At 43.3% G+C, this 18,143-nt stretch carries 14 protein-coding genes; 8 read left to right on the plus strand and 6 right to left on the minus strand.

Annotated elements, in window-relative coordinates:
* Positions 1-767: 767 nt before the first annotated feature.
* Positions 768-1,937, plus strand: a complete 1,170-nt coding sequence (gene rpoD, locus RMX89_RS05265) for an RNA polymerase sigma factor RpoD (RefSeq protein WP_322669476.1) — start codon at positions 768-770, stop codon at positions 1,935-1,937.
* 151 nt (positions 1,938-2,088) lie between these two features.
* Here rpoD and RMX89_RS05270 read toward each other — a convergent pair whose 3' ends face one another.
* From RMX89_RS05270 to gyrA, 3 genes are all read right to left on the minus strand, one after another.
* Positions 2,089-2,274, minus strand: a complete 186-nt coding sequence (locus RMX89_RS05270) for a chlorophyll a/b-binding protein (RefSeq protein WP_322669477.1) — start codon at positions 2,272-2,274, stop codon at positions 2,089-2,091.
* 314 nt (positions 2,275-2,588) lie between these two features.
* On the minus strand, positions 2,589-3,047 hold the full coding sequence (locus RMX89_RS05275) for a GNAT family N-acetyltransferase (RefSeq protein ID WP_322688181.1): 459 nt from the start codon (positions 3,045-3,047) through the stop codon (positions 2,589-2,591).
* A gap of 9 nt (positions 3,048-3,056) precedes the next feature.
* Positions 3,057-5,543 (minus strand): DNA gyrase subunit A, encoded by a 2,487-nt coding sequence (gene gyrA / locus RMX89_RS05280; protein ID WP_322688182.1) that lies wholly within the window; start codon positions 5,541-5,543, stop codon positions 3,057-3,059.
* Between the two features lie 284 nt (positions 5,544-5,827).
* Here gyrA and RMX89_RS05285 point away from each other — a divergent pair, with 284 nt between their 5' ends.
* Positions 5,828-6,226, plus strand: coding sequence for a response regulator (locus tag RMX89_RS05285; protein WP_069073372.1), 399 nt, complete (start codon positions 5,828-5,830; stop codon positions 6,224-6,226).
* A 213-nt stretch (positions 6,227-6,439) separates the two neighbouring features.
* Here the strand turns inward: RMX89_RS05285 and RMX89_RS05290 are convergent, their stop codons facing one another.
* Positions 6,440-7,333, minus strand: a complete 894-nt coding sequence (locus tag RMX89_RS05290; protein ID WP_322669480.1) for a tetratricopeptide repeat protein — start codon at positions 7,331-7,333, stop codon at positions 6,440-6,442.
* A gap of 470 nt (positions 7,334-7,803) precedes the next feature.
* Between RMX89_RS05290 and RMX89_RS05295 the strand changes: the two genes are divergently transcribed.
* The 5 genes from RMX89_RS05295 (at position 7,804) to RMX89_RS05315 (ending at position 13,601) form a co-directional block, all read left to right on the plus strand.
* Positions 7,804-8,124, plus strand: coding sequence for a hypothetical protein (locus tag RMX89_RS05295; RefSeq protein WP_322688183.1), 321 nt, complete (start codon positions 7,804-7,806; stop codon positions 8,122-8,124).
* A 313-nt stretch (positions 8,125-8,437) separates the two neighbouring features.
* The gene (locus RMX89_RS05300; protein WP_322688254.1) at positions 8,438-10,054 is read left to right on the plus strand and encodes an efflux RND transporter periplasmic adaptor subunit; all 1,617 of its coding nucleotides are present in this window, start codon (positions 8,438-8,440) and stop codon (positions 10,052-10,054) included.
* Positions 10,055-10,076: 22 nt separating this feature from the next.
* Entirely contained in the window at positions 10,077-11,357 is a 1,281-nt protein-coding gene (locus tag RMX89_RS05305) for an ABC transporter permease (protein WP_409882694.1), read from the plus strand.
* 44 nt (positions 11,358-11,401) lie between these two features.
* On the plus strand, positions 11,402-12,073 hold the full coding sequence (locus tag RMX89_RS05310) for an ABC transporter ATP-binding protein (RefSeq protein WP_322682577.1): 672 nt from the start codon (positions 11,402-11,404) through the stop codon (positions 12,071-12,073).
* Between the two features lie 115 nt (positions 12,074-12,188).
* Positions 12,189-13,601: a TolC family protein gene (locus RMX89_RS05315; RefSeq protein WP_322688184.1), complete on the plus strand. Its 1,413-nt coding sequence runs from the start codon at positions 12,189-12,191 to the stop codon at positions 13,599-13,601.
* A 425-nt stretch (positions 13,602-14,026) separates the two neighbouring features.
* Here the strand turns inward: RMX89_RS05315 and RMX89_RS05320 are convergent, their stop codons facing one another.
* Positions 14,027-16,291 carry a cation:proton antiporter gene (locus RMX89_RS05320; protein WP_322688185.1) on the minus strand — a complete coding sequence of 755 codons (2,265 nt, stop codon included), beginning with the start codon at positions 16,289-16,291 and terminating at the stop codon, positions 14,027-14,029.
* Positions 16,292-16,439: 148 nt separating this feature from the next.
* Positions 16,440-17,270, minus strand: a complete 831-nt coding sequence (locus RMX89_RS05325; protein ID WP_322688186.1) for a class I SAM-dependent methyltransferase — start codon at positions 17,268-17,270, stop codon at positions 16,440-16,442.
* A gap of 15 nt (positions 17,271-17,285) precedes the next feature.
* Between RMX89_RS05325 and RMX89_RS05330 the strand changes: the two genes are divergently transcribed.
* The gene (locus tag RMX89_RS05330; protein ID WP_322682574.1) at positions 17,286-18,035 is read left to right on the plus strand and encodes a class I SAM-dependent methyltransferase; all 750 of its coding nucleotides are present in this window, start codon (positions 17,286-17,288) and stop codon (positions 18,033-18,035) included.
* The last annotated feature ends 108 nt before the right edge of the window (positions 18,036-18,143 follow it).

The following is an 18,143-nucleotide window of genomic DNA, read 5'->3' on the forward strand; positions in this document are numbered from 1 at the left end:
GATCTGCGATCGCATCGATTCTGCCACCGCCTCAACTCCTCAGTTAAGGTAGTTAGTACGCAAAAGGTTAACTGCTTTCAGGCAAACACCACCGTTGTTGTATTTACCCAAGGACAATACCCGTTTTAGTCTAAGGGATGCTTAATTTATGAAGGAAATGTAAAAATGGTTAGGTTAAGAGGAATAGTCTGAGTTAACATATAATTCACTCTTTCTCAGTAATTAATGTTGTGTAAAATACATGAAATTCGGCATAAGCAAGCGTACTTACTTCGTAATGTAATAAGAGCGTCACTGCAATTCCGAAAAGTAGAGAAAAAATTTCCGGGTATAAATCCCGTTTTCAATGTCTTTTTGGTGAAAGTAGCTAAAAGTTGCTTAATGAATTCATGATTAATACACAAAAAGAGTGCAATTTCTGTGAAACAGGCTACAATCGGAAGAGTCTTTATACAAAAATCTGCCAACAGTATGAACTCATTTGTATAGAGTGGTAAATTTTTTGATAAAGGCGAGTCTTTCTTTTGACCAGTTAGTTTAAAGCAATATGTGATAGCAACACATATAACATTTACTAAAGTGAGCAAGTCACCTTTAGTAGTTGCTTAAACTAAAGTAAAAACCCTCCTACCGGAGGTCTAAAACTTCCGAAAATATCTCTGGCAAATCTGCCAAAAAGCTTATTTTCGGTTGGCAATTGGCTCGTTTAAAAGAGCAGTAAACACATCTTGAGTAATTGATTCTGCAAGGAGCATGAGGAACGCGGCATGAACCAGGCTAACAACGTACTCGAAAGCATATATCAGCCTGACCTAGAAATAATGAATCAGCCTGAGCTCGAGTTAGAAGAACTCTTAATAGACGATGAAGAGGACTTGCTGATCGTAGATGAAGGTGACGAGGAATTTTTAGAGCCTCAGTCTGATGAGGACGACGCAAAGTCTGGAAAAGCCGCTAAATCGCGTCGTCGGACACAAAGCAAGAAAAAGCACTATACAGAAGATTCAATTCGGCTTTACTTGCAAGAAATTGGTAGAATTCGTCTGTTGCGGGCAGACGAAGAAATTGAATTGGCGCGGAAAATAGCCGATTTGCTGGAATTAGAGAGAGTACGCGAAAGACTCTCGGAGCAATTAGATCGCGATCCTCGAGATAGTGAATGGGCAGAAGCAGTACAACTGCCACTACCAGCCTTTCGTTATCGCCTCCATGTTGGTCGTCGGGCGAAAGACAAGATGGTGCAATCTAACCTCCGTCTTGTAGTTTCAATTGCTAAGAAATACATGAATCGTGGTTTGTCGTTCCAGGACTTAATTCAGGAAGGCAGTCTCGGTTTGATTCGTGCCGCTGAAAAGTTTGACCACGAAAAAGGTTATAAGTTTTCTACATACGCTACATGGTGGATTCGTCAAGCAATTACCCGCGCGATCGCAGATCAATCCCGCACAATTCGGCTTCCAGTTCACCTTTACGAAACCATTTCTCGGATTAAGAAAACTACCAAGTTACTATCTCAAGAAATGGGTCGCAAACCCACCGAAGAAGAAATCGCCACTCGTATGGAAATGACCATTGAGAAGTTGCGGTTTATTGCAAAATCTGCCCAGTTACCAATTTCATTAGAAACGCCAATTGGTAAAGAAGAAGATTCTCGGTTGGGCGATTTTATTGAATCCGATGGTGAGACACCAGAAGACCAAGTTTCCAAAAATCTTCTGCGCGAAGACCTTGAAAAAGTCCTCGACAGTCTCAGCCCACGCGAACGCGACGTTCTCAGACTGCGTTACGGTTTGGATGACGGTCGGATGAAGACCCTTGAGGAAATCGGACAGATTTTCAACGTCACCCGCGAACGGATTCGTCAAATTGAGGCGAAAGCACTCCGCAAGTTACGCCATCCAAATCGTAACAGCGTTCTCAAAGAGTATATTCGGTAGTAATTAGTCATTAGTCATTGGTCATTGGTCATTAGTGAATAAACAAATGACAAATGACAACTAACAAATGACAAAACAAATAAAAAACCTGGTAGTGAATTAAGCACTCCAGGTTTTTTTATTTATAGGTCATCTTAAATATTAAAACTTATTATAGGATGCCCCAAAAATGTAGAAATCCTTGACCAGAAAAAAGCTCAACCAAAACGGCTGCTAAAAAGCCAATCATTGCCAAGCGACCGTTCCAAATTTCTGCTTGTGGGGTAAAGCCCCAACGCCAAGCGTTGCGATCTTCAATTATGGGAGTAGTGACTTTTGTTGTAGTTGCATTTGTCATGGTTAGAACTCCAAATCCAATTTTTAAGCTTTATTGCCTTATGTAAACTAATATAACAAATATTTTCAGAAAGGCAACATTTTTTATATTTTTGTTTCTAGTACTTGACATAAATATAAATAGCTATTAATACGTATTAAAACATCAGCCTTCAGTGAGATTTACTGATGTAAAAGATATGTCATTTAAAGTTTTGGCTTGATCGACAATATCATCTATTGAAAATAATTATCAACTATTTTAGTTAAATTGCTTGATTTTTTAACATATTTTGCCTTTTAAAATAAAAAAATTCTTGATAATTTAAGTTAGTATCAAACAATTTCCATTTCTTTTGCAGTCGAGACAAAACCAAGCTTCTCGTAGATATGTTTACCATCCTCAGTGGCGTGAAGCCAGAGGCGTTTTGCCTCAGTTGCTCTCACAAAGCTGATAATTTCCTTTAATAATGCTGTTGCAATTCCCTGTCCTCGCCACATCGGAATCGTATAAACGTTCATAATGTAGCCTTCTAAGCCTGAAAAATTGCCATTGTAAGGGGGTCGTTGAAAAAATACCAAGCCGCTAGTGGCAACAATTTGGTTATTCACCTCAGCTACCCAAGCTAAAAACTCACTCGTCGGTATTTTTTCGCCAAGATATTTTCGAGTTGCTTCTGCTAGGTTTGTGGTGTCAGAGTCACTTTTAATATCGCCAGCTTCCCGCAGGAGTTCGAGACGCAGTTGGATTAGCGCCTCTAAATCCTGCAAGTTGGCTTGTCGCAAGTTGAACATCACCTTAATTTACGATCGCACTTCCGCCACGGTGATGATTTTTTCATCGCGGTTGAGTTGGAGGATGCTTTCACCTTTGACATCCCTACCTAAGAGCGGCACTGTTTCTACAGGTATCCGCACGACCCGCTCCTTATTCGTTACTAAAGCTATCTCGCCAGATGCGATCGCCATCACCATACCAGCTAAGTTGTCAGTTTTGCTAGCAAATTTCAGCGCTTGCGTGCCTAAATCACCGCGATTAGCCGCTCTTAACTGACTCGCAGCCATCCGCTTGGCATATCCTTCTTGAGTAACTAGCAACAGTTGGTCATCTTTACCGACAGTGACACAGCCAACCATTTGCTGATTTCTCAATAGTCGAAATGCTTGTAAACCCATTGCTGTGCGTCCCATGACCGGCAATTGTTCATCATTGACTGCAAAGCGCAACATTCGCCCACCGGAACTAGCTAAAATCAGATGCTCCCCTGGAGCGATGAACTGGGTGAATGACAATTCATCATCATCTTTGAGCTTCAAAATTGTGATTCCGCGCCGAGTCAGGTTAGTCAATTCTCCCAAAGACAGACGCTTAATTCTTCCCTGTTTTGTTAGGAGAATCATCTGCCTATTTTCGAGGTTTTCCGGCAGTAAAAAGCGGCTGACCACAGCTTCTTGAGTGCCTTGAGCAGTACTACTGAGCATAGCGATCAAAGGTTTTCCCCGTGGAGAACGCCCAGTCGTTGGGGGAATTTCTCCCACATTCACCGGATACACTTTGCCACCACCAGTTAGTATTAGCAAGTCTTTCCCTGTGTCGGTCAACACAGTTTGGATAATGAAGTCATGATCGTGTAGACCATTTTCAGCTTTTGACTTTCTCCCAGATGGCTGGGTGCGGCGAACATAACCTCGTTGAGTAAATTCTAAAATAGCTTCCTCTACTGGTTCAGAAGATTTAAGTTCCTCCTCCTCTGCGCCTCTGCCCCTCTGCTCCTCTGCCCTAGACTTTTGCTCCTCTGCAATTTTCGTGCGTCGGGGATCGCTGTACTTGCGCTTGAGCGATCGCAAATCTTTTTTCAGCGCCTTCAATAATTCGCGGCGATCGTTGAGTAATTGCTCCAATAAACTAATTTGTTCGCTGATCTGCTCAAATTCCTGCTGCAAATTTTGCTGTTCTAAACTAGTGAGGCGACGCAACGGCATAGCGAGAATTGCATCTCCTTGTACCTCACTCAAATCCAGTCGGCTACAAAGGTTAATTTTTGCCGTACTCCCATCGGGAGCTTGGCGCAAAATTTGAATTACCTCATCCAAATTAGACAGGGCTTTCAGTAAACCTTCTACCAAATGCACGCGACTTTGGGCCTTACCCAACTCGTAATTGTAGCGACGGTTCAGTGTCTCTTCTCGGAATCTCAAAAACTCCTGCAACAGTTGACGCAAACTTAACTGGCGGGGTTGTCCATCTACGATTGCCAGCAGAATCGCCCCAAAAGTCATTTGTAAAGCAGTTTGGTGATATAAATTCTGGAGAACTTCTTGGGGATTGGTATCGCGTTTGAGTTCAATTACCACCCGCATACCTTCGCGATCGCTCTCATCCCGAAGATCGGAAATTCCTTGCAAGCGTCCTTGATTTACTAAGTCCGCTACCTTCTCAATCCAGGCAGCCTTATTCACTTGATAAGGCAATTCTGTAATGATAATTGCCGTCCGGCGCTTGTTTCCCCTAGCTGCTGGAATTTCCTCTAGAGTTGCGACTCCCCGCAGCAGAATTCCACCTTTACCAGTGGTGTACGCTTCCCGAATTCCCGCTTCACCAACTATTTCCCCACCAGTGGGAAAATCTGGCCCTGGAATTAGCTCAAATAATTTTTCATCTGGCAAATCTGGGTTGTCGATTAAAGCAATTAACCCATCGACAACTTCCCCCAAATTGTGGGGTGGTACATTTGTCGCCATTCCCACGGCAATACCAGAACAGCCATTGAGTAACAGAAACGGCAACTGAGCAGGTAACACCGTTGGTTCTTGCTGGGAATTATCAAAGTTCCCGACAAATTCCACAGTTTCTTCACCAATTTCTGTCAGCATTCCCTCATGGCTGATCGGTGCGAGGCGCGTTTCTGTGTAACGCATCGCCGCTGGCGGGTCATTATCGACGCTGCCAAAGTTACCGTGTCCTGCCAGCAAGGGATAGCGGCTAGAAAAATCCTGCACCAGCCTGACTAAAGCATCGTAAACTGATTGGTCGCCGTGGGGATGGTATTTACCCAACACATCACCCACTACACGGGCACATTTTCGATAAGGTCTATCTGGTACTAAACCGAGTTCGTGCATTGCATACAAAATGCGTCGATGCACTGGTTTTAAGCCATCACGCACGTCTGGTAGCGCTCGCCCGACAATCACGCTCATGGCATATTCTAGATAAGACCGTTGCATCTCGGTGTGCAGGGCTGTTGGAATTACCTGTCCCGTTGAGAGAAGGTTTAACTGTTTTGCCATGAGTTTTTTCCCTGAAATTTAACTACACAAAAACCGATGGAACTCAACACTGCGGCAACCACAGCATAACGGATGAAATGAGATTCATAACAAAATTTTGATAGTCACAGAAGAAAAAGCAGTACTATCATCCTTGATGACGAAGATGCACTTGACTATTAAAAAGGATGCACACGAGTATAATCTACATAAACTTAGTAGCCATGATACTTTCCATGATTGCAAATCTTTAATTTTGAATTCTGAAATTCTTGAATATCCTCACCTCTATAACTAAAATTCTCATGAAAACTGTTTTAATTGTCGAAGACGATCTAATTAATGCTCGTGTTTTTTCCAAAATTTTGTCCAAGCGTGGTGGCTTGGGTGTAAAACACACTGAAAATGTCGAAGAAGTCATAAAAATTGCCCAATCAGGAGAAGCCGACCTGATTTTAATGGATGTTTCTCTCTCCAGAAGTGTTTACCAAGGCAAGTCTGTTGATGGAATTAAGATTACACAAATGTTAAAATCCGATCCAAAAACAGCAAACTTACCTGTGATTCTGGTGACAGCCCATGCTATGGAAGGCGATCGCGAGAACTTTCTCAAGCAAAGCGGTGCTGATGGCTACATTTCTAAGCCAGTTGTTGACCATCAACAGTTCGTTGACCAAATCATCGCACTTCTACCCACAGACTAACACTGAAAATTAACGACTTATTTTCAGGAATACTTGCCCGCAAATGTTTTTAGGCAACTAATATCCTGTATTTATCTAGTATAGATGTACTACGAAAAGGTACTATTAGGCAAGTGGCAATAGGACAGTTAGGAGTTATGAGTGAGGAGTTGAAATATTTAACTTTTAACTCCTAACTTTTAACTTCTAACTCCTAACTCCTAACTTAGACTTTTATTGAGTCGGCTGTTTTCTAGGCGTAGGCGCTGATGATGAGTTTTCTCGTTGCTGTATGGCTGCTTGAATACGTGGTAATTCTAGGAATTTTTTCGTATCAGACAGTAGACGATCGCCCCAGAGATTTTCTTTGAGGAAATTTAAATTAGCATAGCGCGAATCGATACGGAGTGCAGTTTCTCCCAAGGTTAGTCCTTGTTGGCGATCGCCTTTAGTATAGAGTGCCACTGCCAAAGCCAATAAAGGTTCTGCCGCTTGTTTTTCAAGGGTTACAGCAGATTGCCATCGCTTAATTGCTTCAGGGATATTACCCTGTTCGTAGTTGATTAAGCCAATGTTGTTGAGTGCGGGCCAGAACTTTTTATCTTGAGAGACAGCTTTATCGTACTGTGCGATCGCATCTGGCAATTTACCCAGCAAATAATAAGCATTACCCAAATCAAATAATCCCTCTGGATCGTTGGGTTTTAACTTCAAACCATCTTGATAATTGACAACAGCAGCCTGGTAATTTTTCTGCTGAAAATTTGCTGAACCCAAAGCAAACAAAATATCACCATTTTTGGGGTTAAGAGATTGCGCTTTTTTCAGACTAGCGATCGCGCCATCAAACTCTTTGGATTGCAACTGCAATCCACCCAACAGCAACCACACTTTATCATTCCCAGGAGCCAGTTGACTAGCCAGCCGCGCTCGTGGCAAAGCTAAGTCAACCTGTTGAAACTGAGCTAGTTGAGCCGCCTCTTGTGCCAAGCTCAACCCCTGCTTTTCTAACTTTGTCGCATCTAGTTGCAATGTATGGGGTATTAATGCCTGCGCGTTAGCGGCTTTTGGCATACTCCATAAACTACAGACCATTAAAAGAGAAATCAAACGAATATGTTTAGGCACACTACCGCCTTTAAGCCACTAATCAAAGAATCTTTCAGCTAGCTTAAACGATCTGCGCTGTTGGCGGTAGCAAAATCTTATAAAGAAAGGCAGGAGGCAGGAGGCAGAAGGCAGGGGGAGCAGGGTAAGCAGGGGAAGCAAGGGGACAAGGTGACAAGGTGACAAAAGTTTAGAACTTACAACAAGTCTTTCCCCTTGTCCCCAATTCTCCTTGTCTCCAAGTCCTCTTTCCAATGCCCAATGCCCCATACCCATTAAACAATTGATGACTTTGGTCATACATCAGTCTGGAATTACTAGTGACTTTGGTCATACATCAGTTTGGATGTTTTGAATGATAATTATTATGTATGAATTTATACGATGAGGTAATATTAAACACTTTGATATCAAAAAAAAGCAACTGTCTAAAATTGCTTAATCCATACATCAGCAGAATAGAACTTTAATGTAAATAAGGAGTTGATTCAATGTTGAAACCAAACCGTATATCGATTGTATTAGCTGCTGCTGCCCTGATTCTTGTTCCCACTCTCTTGACTGCGCCTGCAAGTGCCCAGACGAAAGTCTACGTTGGTGGCGATCGCGATCGAGATTGGGATCGCGACGGCAGATCCAATTCTAGAGCCAGAGATAATTGGAACCGCGACGGCAGATCCAATTCTAGAGAAGTCAGAAACTCTAGAGACAGGGATAATTGGAACCGCGATCGCAGAACATATCCTGTAGAAGTCAGAAATCCTAGAGATCGGGATAATTGGAATCGTGACAACCAATTTAATAGCAGGTAGTCAGACTTGGTAATGGTGATATCAGATATCCCAATGGGCAAATTATTCCTGCTAGATCCGTAGTCAGACTGCGCGATCGAGGTTATTTCAGACTTCCTAACGGGGATATTCTTCTTCCCAATCAAGAAATTGTTCCTGCTGGGAGATTAGTAAGAGTGCGTGATGATTACTTCAGACTTCCTAGTGGATTAGTACTGCAAATAAACCTTTAAAACACTAAAAACTCAAAATCATTGTCAGTATTAGGCTACCAGGCTATAGTTTTAGCCGTGAATAACTAGCTCGGTAGCCGTTCTTTATAGACAAAATGGATATGAAAATTGATACACCAAATACCGTAGATTCCCCAGTTTTGGTTCCAGAGGTAAAGAAAAAAAAGAGCAGACGTAATTGGCTCTCTTGGCTAATAGCTCTTTGCCTTTTGGGTGGAATTGGCTATGCCGTTTATTACCAAGTAACGGTTGCTCCTCGTCAAGAAGCCAGACGCAGAGTGCTGACAAGGCCTGTAGAAAGGCAGAGTTTAACAATTACAGTTTCAGCGAACGGAACGGTGAAACCTGAGCGGTCAATCAACCTCAGCCCGAAAAATTCTGGCATCTTGAAAACACTGCTGGTGAAGGAAGGAGATATCGTCAAACAAGGACAGATTGTCGCTTACATGGATGATTCCAACCTCCGCGGACAACTTACCTCTGCTCAAGGACAATTGGCACAAGCCGAGGCGAATTTGCAAAAAGCGATCGCAGGTAATCGTCCTCAAGATATTGCCCAATCACAAGGAGCATTAGACGAAGCCGAAGCGAATTTGCAAAAAGCGATCGCAGGTAATCGTTCTCAAGATGTTGCCCAAGCACAGGCACGCTTGCAAAGCGCTCAAGCCGCCCTTCGCCAAGCAGAAGATGATTTTGCTCGCAACCAGCAACTTTACAATGCAGGTGGTATTTCCCTTCAGACTCTCAACCAAAACCGTTCTAATCGTGACAGCGCCCAAGCGAATGTAAATGAAGCACAGCAAGCACTGGCTCTGCAAAAAGCCGGGTCACGTCCAGAAGATATCGAGCAAGCACGAGCTGTGGTGAAGCAGAGACAGCAAGCTTTGGCACTCCTGAAAGCCGGAACGCGCCAAGAAGATATTAATGCTGCTCGTGCCCAAGTAACATCAGCTCGTGGTTCGCTGCAAAACATCCAAGCTGAAATCAACGACACGATCATTCGCGCACCCTTTGATGGTGTGGTGACAAAGAAGTTTGCCGATCCAGGCGCTTTCGTGACACCGACAACTGCTAGTAGTGAAGTAGCTTCTTCTTCTTCTTCTTCAATCTTGTCTTTAGCTTCCACAAATGAAGTTGTCGCCAATTTAGCGGAAACAAATATTTCCAAAATCAGCCTTGGTCAAAAAGTCTCGATTAAAGCAGATGCCTACCCAGGAAAAACCTTTGAAGGTAAAGTCAGCCAAATTGCTGCCCAAGCAATAGTAGAGCAAAACGTCACCAGTTTTGAAGTAAGAGTATCACTTTTAGACCCTCAAAGACTATTGCGGTCTGGGATGAATGCAGAAGTAGATTTTCAAGTCGGTCAAGTTCAAAATGTTTTAGTAGTGCCAACAGCCTCGGTGGTTCGTCAAGAAAATGCCACAGGCGTGTTTGTGCAAGGAAAAAATAACAGACCTGTATTCACTCGCATTGAAACTGGTGTCACCGCGAATAACTTTACCGAAGTTAAGTCTGGATTGACAGGAGACGAAAGAGTATTACTCAGTTTCCCACCAGGATCGCGTCCGCAATCAACACCAAGAGGAGGAGTTTTCCCTGGTTTAGGTGGAGGCGGAGGAGCCGGCGGAGGCGGAGGAAGAGGAGCAGGTGGGGGCGGAGGTCGTTCCGGCGGCAGTTCTGGCGGTGGTGGTCGTTCTCAAGGCGGTGGTTCCCCTTAAAGTTAGTTTTAAATAAAACATTATGTTTAAGATATTTAAGGGCTTTTACAAAGCGAAGAATACCCGCACAGTACCATTGCTGGAAATCTTGACAATGGCGGCGGAAACTCTGTGGAGTAACAAATTACGCACAGGTCTAACTATGTTAGGCGTGATTATTGGGATTTCTTCAGTTATTGCCATTACTTCTGTCGGTCAGGGAGTACAAAAAGGTGTTGAGCAACAGATCCAAGCATTGGGTACAGATGTGATCCAAATTTTAGCTGGTGCGGCAAGAAGCGGGAATGTCCGTCAAGGAGTAGGTTCTAGCAGTACCTTGACCTGGGAAGATGCGAAAGCGATCGCTACACAAGCGCCATCAGCACAGCTGGTTTCTGCTTATCTCCAACGGACTGCTCAAGTTGTCTATGCAGGACAGAACACCTCAACAACCATTTATGGCACTGATTTGAACTACCCAGAAGTCAGAAATACTCACCCCCAACAAGGGAGATATTTTACTCAGGAAGAACTAGATACTGCTGCACAGCTTGCCATTCTTGGCCCCACAGTTCAAAAAACACTCTTTGCACAAGGTGTAAATCCGATCGGTGAGAGAATTCGGATTCAGGGAGAGGCTTATGAAGTAATTGGGGTGATGGAACCTAAAGGCGCTCAGGGGCCAATGGATCGAGATGACCAGATTTTTATTCCTCTAACTAGTATGTCGAAGAGACTAGTTGGAAATAATGCCCTGGTAGGCGTTTCTGTAAGTGGAATTTTAGTCAAAGGCGCGAATCAAGAGCAGTTAGAAGCCGCTCAGTTTCAAGTTACCAATCTCTTACGGCTGCGTCATAACATTTATCCGCCACAAGCTGATGATTTTCGGCTGACTAATCAAGCTGATATTGTTAGTACCTTTACTAGTATTGTGGGTTTATTTACAGTCATGGTGGTAGCGATCGCTGGAATTTCTCTGGTTGTTGGTGGCATTGGTATTGCTAACATTATGCTAGTTTCTGTGGTCGAGCGGACGCGGGAAATCGGGATTCGCAAAGCCGTAGGAGCCACTAATTCTGCCATACTTAATCAATTTTTAGCGGAAGCGATCGTGATTTCCATTGTCGGCGGAGGTATTGGGATGGTGACTGGCGTTTTATTAGCCTTTGTGGCTGCAAACGTTTTCAAATTCCCGTTTGTAATTTCTTTGTTGTCGATCGTTGCTGGCTTTGTACTCTCGTTAACCGTTGGCTTAATCGCTGGGGTAATTCCAGCACGGAACGCATCTAAATTAGATCCAATCAATGCTTTACGTAGTGACTAAATAATTCGTAATTCGTAATTCGTAATTCGTAATTTGTAAGTTATATGCCAACAATGATTTGGATGGAATCTATTACTAAAACTTACCACTTGGGAGAAGTTAGCGTTCCCATACTCAAGGGAATTGAACTCTCTATTGAGGAAGGGGAATATGTCTCAATCATGGGTGCGTCAGGTTCGGGTAAATCCACGCTGATGAATATTTTGGGATGTCTGGATCGTCCGACAACTGGAGACTATATTTTTGAAGGCAGAAACCTGACGACTTTTGATGATGATGAATTAGCCTATATCCGCAACCAAAGGATCGGTTTTGTTTTCCAACAATTTAACCTATTGGCGCGGGCAACAGCGTTGGAAAACGTGATGTTGCCAATGGTTTACGCCAATTTACCCAAGCCAAAACGTCGGGAAAGGGCATTAGAAGCCTTAGAAAAGGTAGGACTAGGGGGACGCATCGCTAACCGTCCTAGTCAACTCTCTGGCGGACAACAACAACGAGTAGCGATCGCTCGTGCTTTGGTTAACCGACCTGCATTAGTTTTGGCAGATGAGCCAACAGGAGCTTTAGATACTGAAACTTCCCATGAGGTGATGAATTTACTGACTGAACTTAATGACCAAGGGATCACAATTGTGATTGTCACTCATGAACCTGATATCGCTGCTCAAACCCAAAGGATTATTCGAGTTCAAGATGGTTTGATTGTCGGCTAATTTGTTAAGATTAACCTTCTAAGGAGGAATTTAAGATTTAAACCTCTTAGGTCAATCAGGATGAAAACTTTTAATTATATCCTCAAAAAACCTAATTAATGACTATATCTAGATTATGAATTTCAGCTTATTCTTCGTGCATTCTGCCTGGGTTCCTGTCGCGTTGGCGATTCTTCTTCCAAATGCAGTAAGTGCAGCAACTCCACTAAAAGCACAGAATTCTTCAAGCTCTGTACAAGTTCCCGATCGCCTCAACCCCAATCCCAACCCTCTGCAATTTCCAACTAAACCGGAGGAAGTAAGGATTCAGGGAACTGTGCCAATCAGTTTGGCACAAGCTTTGGAACTAGCAAAACGCAACAATCGAGACTTACAGGTAGCTATATTACAGCTAGAACGCAGTCGCTCGGCGCTACGCGAGTCTCAAGCTGCCTTATTTCCGACTCTGGGAATAAACAGTAGTGTGACTAATAGTGGTAATGGTTTTAGTAACAATTCATCTCAAGCCAGCACCTCTTTTAATGGTTCAGCGCAACTAAATTATAATCTTTATAGTTCTGGGAACACACTAGCGGCTATCCGAGCCGCAGAAGAACAGCTACGGGTAGATGAGTTAAATGTTGAAAGTCAGTCTTTGACAATTAGCTTGAATGCGACCACTCAATACTACAATTTGCAACAAGCAGATCAACTAGTAAGAATTAATCAGTCTGCTGTGATTAATGCCCAGGCTAGTTTACGGGATACTCAAGCAAGAGAACAGGCTGGAGTGGGTACGCGGTTCGATGTGCTGCAAGCTCAGGTGAATTTAGCAAACTCCCAACAACAACTGACTAATGCGATCTCACAGCAGCAAATTGCCCGTCGTCAGCTTGCTACGTTGTTAAGTTTGTCGCAGTCAGTTGATATCGCTGCCTCAGATCCCGTACAATTAGCGGGTCTTTGGTCGCAGACGGTAGAACAAAGTATTGTCCAAGCGTTTCAAAATCGTCCAGAGTTGCAACAGCAATTAGCACAACGTAATATTTCTGAGCAACAGCGACGACAGGCACTTTCACAGCTAGGGCCGCAAGTTAGTTTGGTAGGCAACTACAATCTGCTAGATCGGTATAATGATGGCGCGAGCATTACTGATGGCTATTCAGTAGGACTTCAAGGAAATCTAACTTTATTTGAAGGGGGAGCAGCAAGAGCAAGAGCGGCTCAATCGAGAGCTAATATTGCGATCGCAGAGACTCAATTTGCTAGCCAGCGCGACCAAATTCGCTTTGATGTAGAACAGTATTATGCTCAATTGCAATCCAATTTAAATAACGTGCAGACTTCTAGTGTGGCTTTAAATCAAGCCAGGGAAGCTCTGAATTTAGCAAGGTTGAGGTTCCAAGCTGGTGTGGGTACTCAAACAGAGGTAATTGATGCTGAAAATGACCTGACAAGAGCAGAAGGTAATCGAGTCGCAGCTATTTTGGATTACAATCGCGCTCTAGCTAATTTACAAAGATCGGTAACATCCAGAGCTTCGCGCTAAGATCAAATTATTAGATATCTGGTGAAATTAAATATGCGTTATCCAGAGCCCTTGTAGAGACATAGCACTGCTACGTCTCTACATTCTTTTTTGCAATGTTTATGAAATATAGCAAGGGACTGGGGACTAGGGACTGGGGACTGGGTGAAAAGCCTTTTTGTGTCTAAATTTTATCATCTGTTAATGTCCGAACCTTTTTGGCTGTTGCTATAAATGTATAGCTGTAGTCAGATATGCTATACCAATTCAATTAATGATTGGAACATATTCTTGGATAAAGACGGGATAAATCGCGTCTCTACAAATGGTCTATTTGTCGCATTCTTTTTTCCAATTGGTATTAGGACAGTGTTGATTGCTCAAAGCTTTAGAGCAACTGGGTTTATACTTAGTACTCAGCACTTAGCACTCAGCACTCAGCACTCTTAAGGTACAGTAATTACTGCTACTGGGCAATGGGCTTTACTCAGAATTGCATCGACTCTATGACCAAAGAAAACGCGACCCGTAACCATGCGGATACTACTCCCTAGAAGAATTAAGTCAACTTCCTGAGTTTTGGCAAACTTGAGGATTTCCTTTTCTGGGCTGGTTCCTTGAAGAATATAGGTTTTGACATCAGCACCCAGATTGCGGGCAATTTCTGCTTGCTGTTCGAGCATATCGTGAGCAATTTCCTTGACTGGAGCTAGCGATCGCTGTTCGTAAAGAATATACTCAACCTGTGGCAAATTAATTACGTTAACGATCGTAACTAATGCCCCGGTTTGAGCTGCGATCGTACTTGCCATCTCTACAGCATTTTTACTATATTCTGTCCCCACCGTTGGCACCAAAATCTTGTTGATCTGTTGTTGAGGAATTTTGCATATCTCGCCTTTCGGTTGGGGTAGATGCGACTTTACCACCATCGTTGCACAAGGTGCTTCTTGGACAACCCGATCGACAAGCAAATTGAACAATGCTTTCTGGGGGCGGATCTGTTCTGAAGCTCCCAATACAATCAAGTCATAGTTTTTGTTTGCTTCATTCAAAATTACCTCCGCTTTATTACGCCCCGACTCCGTTTTTGTTTGCAGGGTGGTATCAGCAGGTAGCTGCATTTCCTCAGTTACAGCAGCTAAAGCAAGGTCTGCGGCAGTATCTTTAACCTGGGTTGCCTCCATCCGGCGGGCTTTGCTTTGAGGTTGCTTATCACTCAGAGCATATAAAGATGTAACTTCTATCGAGTTTTGGTGAGCCATGTAACCGACTAGTTGCGCCGCCAGTTGGATGTTGGGGCCACCACTAGTAGGTATTAAGATACGGTGAATCTGCTTGATAAAGCTACGGCTATCCTGTTCTTCTTGTTCCAAACGTCGAGCTTCCTCTTCACCCATAACCACCTTCGACAAACACCAGCGCAGCAGGGGTGGAGCCATTAGGGAAGTGACGATCGCTACCATGACAATAATCGAGTACATCTGGGGATTCAGCACTCCCAAAGATAAACCAATGGTGGCAACGACAATTTCCATCGCCCCGCGAGCATTCATCCCGGAACCCATTGCCAAACCTTCCCAATGACTCAAGCCGCCCGCACGAGAACCAAGGTAAGCACCTGTAAATTTGCCAACACAGGCGACAGCCAGAACAATCAAGCCAAATATCAATGTTTGAGGGACTAACAGAGCGAGTAAATTAACTTTCAAGCCTGCTGAAGCAAAGAAAATTGGCGCTAGAAAGCTTGCTGTAAAAACTTCTAACATGTGCCCAGCTTCATTGCTAAAGCGGCGGGATTGGCCTGCTAGAATCCCTAGCACAAAAGCACCTAATGCTGCTTCTAGACCTAATGCGTGGGTAAGTGCTGCTGCCGAGAGCGAAAGAATTAGCACAACCGACATACTCGCGGCGATTCCACCAACATAGTCATCAACCCACCGTAATATCTGGTCTACGATGGTACGCCCAATTGTAAAGGCGATCGCTAAAAACAATATCGCCGCGCTCACAGAATGGAAAATTGTCCCAAAGTCAAATTTGCCGCTACTAGCTAAACCTGAAACCACAGAAAGTAAAATCCAGCCGATGGTGTCGTCAGTCATCCCAGCAGCTAAGGTAACTTGACCAATGTCACGGCGAATCAGGTTTAAGTCCATCAGCACCTTCGCAATCACTGGGACTGCCGAAATACTCATTGCTGTGGCGATAAATAGACTAAATACCAATCGCTTTTCTGGGTCGGCTAAAAAACTATCTGGCAATAGCCAGCCCAGTCCAAATCCAGTGATAAACGGGATAATAATTCCGCCCAGTGAAATCAAAAGAGCCGTTTTACCCTTACGAAGAATCAGCTTGAGATCCGTCTCTAACCCAGTCACAATCAGCAAAAATAACACGCCTAACCAAGAAATCACCGAAAGTAAATTAGACTGTTCTTGACTTTTGGGAAAGATGTGCGCCTGTAAATCTGGAAGAAGCAAACCAAATAAAGAAGGGCCAAGCAGCACACCCGCCAGTAATTCTCCAACAACAGGCGGTAGGTTAATCCGGCGCATCAACTCACCTAATCCCCGCGCTACCAAAAGCAATAGTGACAGTTGCACTAGCACCAACAGCAGCTCGTGATGACCGAGAGGTTTAATTAAACCGTCACCTGCTGCTTTCTGGACAGCGAGTACAGGCACTAATATTAGGGACAGGTTTTGCATAACGTCGAAAGGGTGGATTACAAATTTTTAAAGGGGCTGTTCAAGTAAATCGTGAAAATGTTTACTTCCACATCGGCCTATGAGATTAAACTGTGATTGTGATTATTAACGGCAAGATTATCATGTGCGATCGCCCGAAGCTGTCAGTTCAGGAACAAAGCTCATCAACTTCTTTTCGAGCGCGAACAAAGAACTTTGTAGTGTCTATCCAAAGACCTCGATCGGTTGCTAATTTCTCAATTTCTGCTTTGTACTCAACTTGCAATTGATTTAATTGTTCTGGTGATAATTTTGACAACAGAGGATTGCTTTTAAAATTTATATTAATTACTGTCATCGATAATCTGTTATCACTAAGAGAGTGATAACGTCCTGATGGTTCAATCTTAATTTCGATATCTCTAAAACCTGCCCGCTCAAGCAATTTACGACATTTTTCTGGAGTTCCCAGTGGTTCAAGAATGTGTGGTAGCGATACACCCAAAACTCTAGCGCAGACCCTCTGCTGAAGAGATGCCATAATAGCAGTTTCGGGAGGACAGGTAAATGCCACATACCCTCCTATTTTCAAGTAGCCGTACCACTTTTGCAAAGTAGCAAGGATATCAGGAAAAAGTACAATTGCCTCACAGCAAAAGACGACATCAAAACTACTGTCACTAAAGTTGAAATATTCTGCATCTGCCTCAATCAACTCGATATTTTGTAATTTTGCTGCGGCAATCTTAAGTCTTGCTTGCTGCAACATTCCAGGGGTCATGTCAATTCCAATCACATGGCCCTCTGAACCAACTTTTTCAGCTGCGGGTATCGCAACTAAACCTGTTCCAGTCGCCACATCAAGGATTTTCTGCCCCGAATGTAGCCCAACAAATTCAACTAAAAGCTTGGCTTCTAAAGGATGGCGAGTATCTTTTTCATAGTCATAAGTCGTTCTACTACCATAAAATTCTTTTAGTTGCTGCTTATAAATATCCATATCGGTGATAACCAAATGTCAAATTTTCTCCACTTTATAGTACCTCTTGTTGCGATCTTGAGTTGTTCGTTGCTGAACCCAACCCTAACAGTACAAGCCGCGTCTTCATCCACCACTGTTTACGAACAACGGATAATCCACAGTCCAGATGGTATCGGCAAATACTACATGGGGCGCGAAATTGCCAAAGTTATGGGGTACACTGGCGCTGGCTGGCTAGAACGTCCAAGTCGAGAGGGGGAAGAACAGCCAAGTAAGGTAGTCAGCCTCCTCTATCTGAAACCTAACGATGTAGTAGCGGATATCGGCGCTGGTACAGGTTACTTAAGCTTTCGCATCGCGCCGTTATTAACAACAGGTAAAGTGTTAGCTGTAGATGTTCAGCCAGAAATGTTGGAAATTATTGAGTTATTCAAAAAAGAGAAAAATATCACTAATGTTGAGCCTGTTTTGGCAACTCTTAGTAACCCCAACTTACCACCTGAAAGTATCGATTTGGCATTGATGGTGGATGCTTATCATGAACTTGAGTATCCTCAAGAAGTGATGCAAGGAATTGTGAAAGCGCTGAAACCTGGTGGCCGGGTAGTGCTGGTTGAGTATCGGGGTGAAAATCCTTTTATTATGATTAAACGTCTGCACAAAATGACTCAAAAACAAGTCCGCAAAGAAATGCAAGCTGTTGGTTTGGTTTGGCGGGAAACTAAAAATTTGTTACCTCAACAGCATTTAATGGTGTTTGAGAAACCTAACACTAATTCGTAATTCGTAATTCGTAATTCGTAATTCGTAATTAAAATGTCAAGTCATAATAAAGTAAAACTTCTTGCTATCTAGGAAAATCATGGTTAACCTCAAATATTTGTGCAGCAG

The organism is Nostoc sp. DedSLP04 (genome assembly GCF_034530775.1).
Classification (GTDB): Bacteria; Cyanobacteriota; Cyanobacteriia; order Cyanobacteriales; family Nostocaceae; genus Nostoc.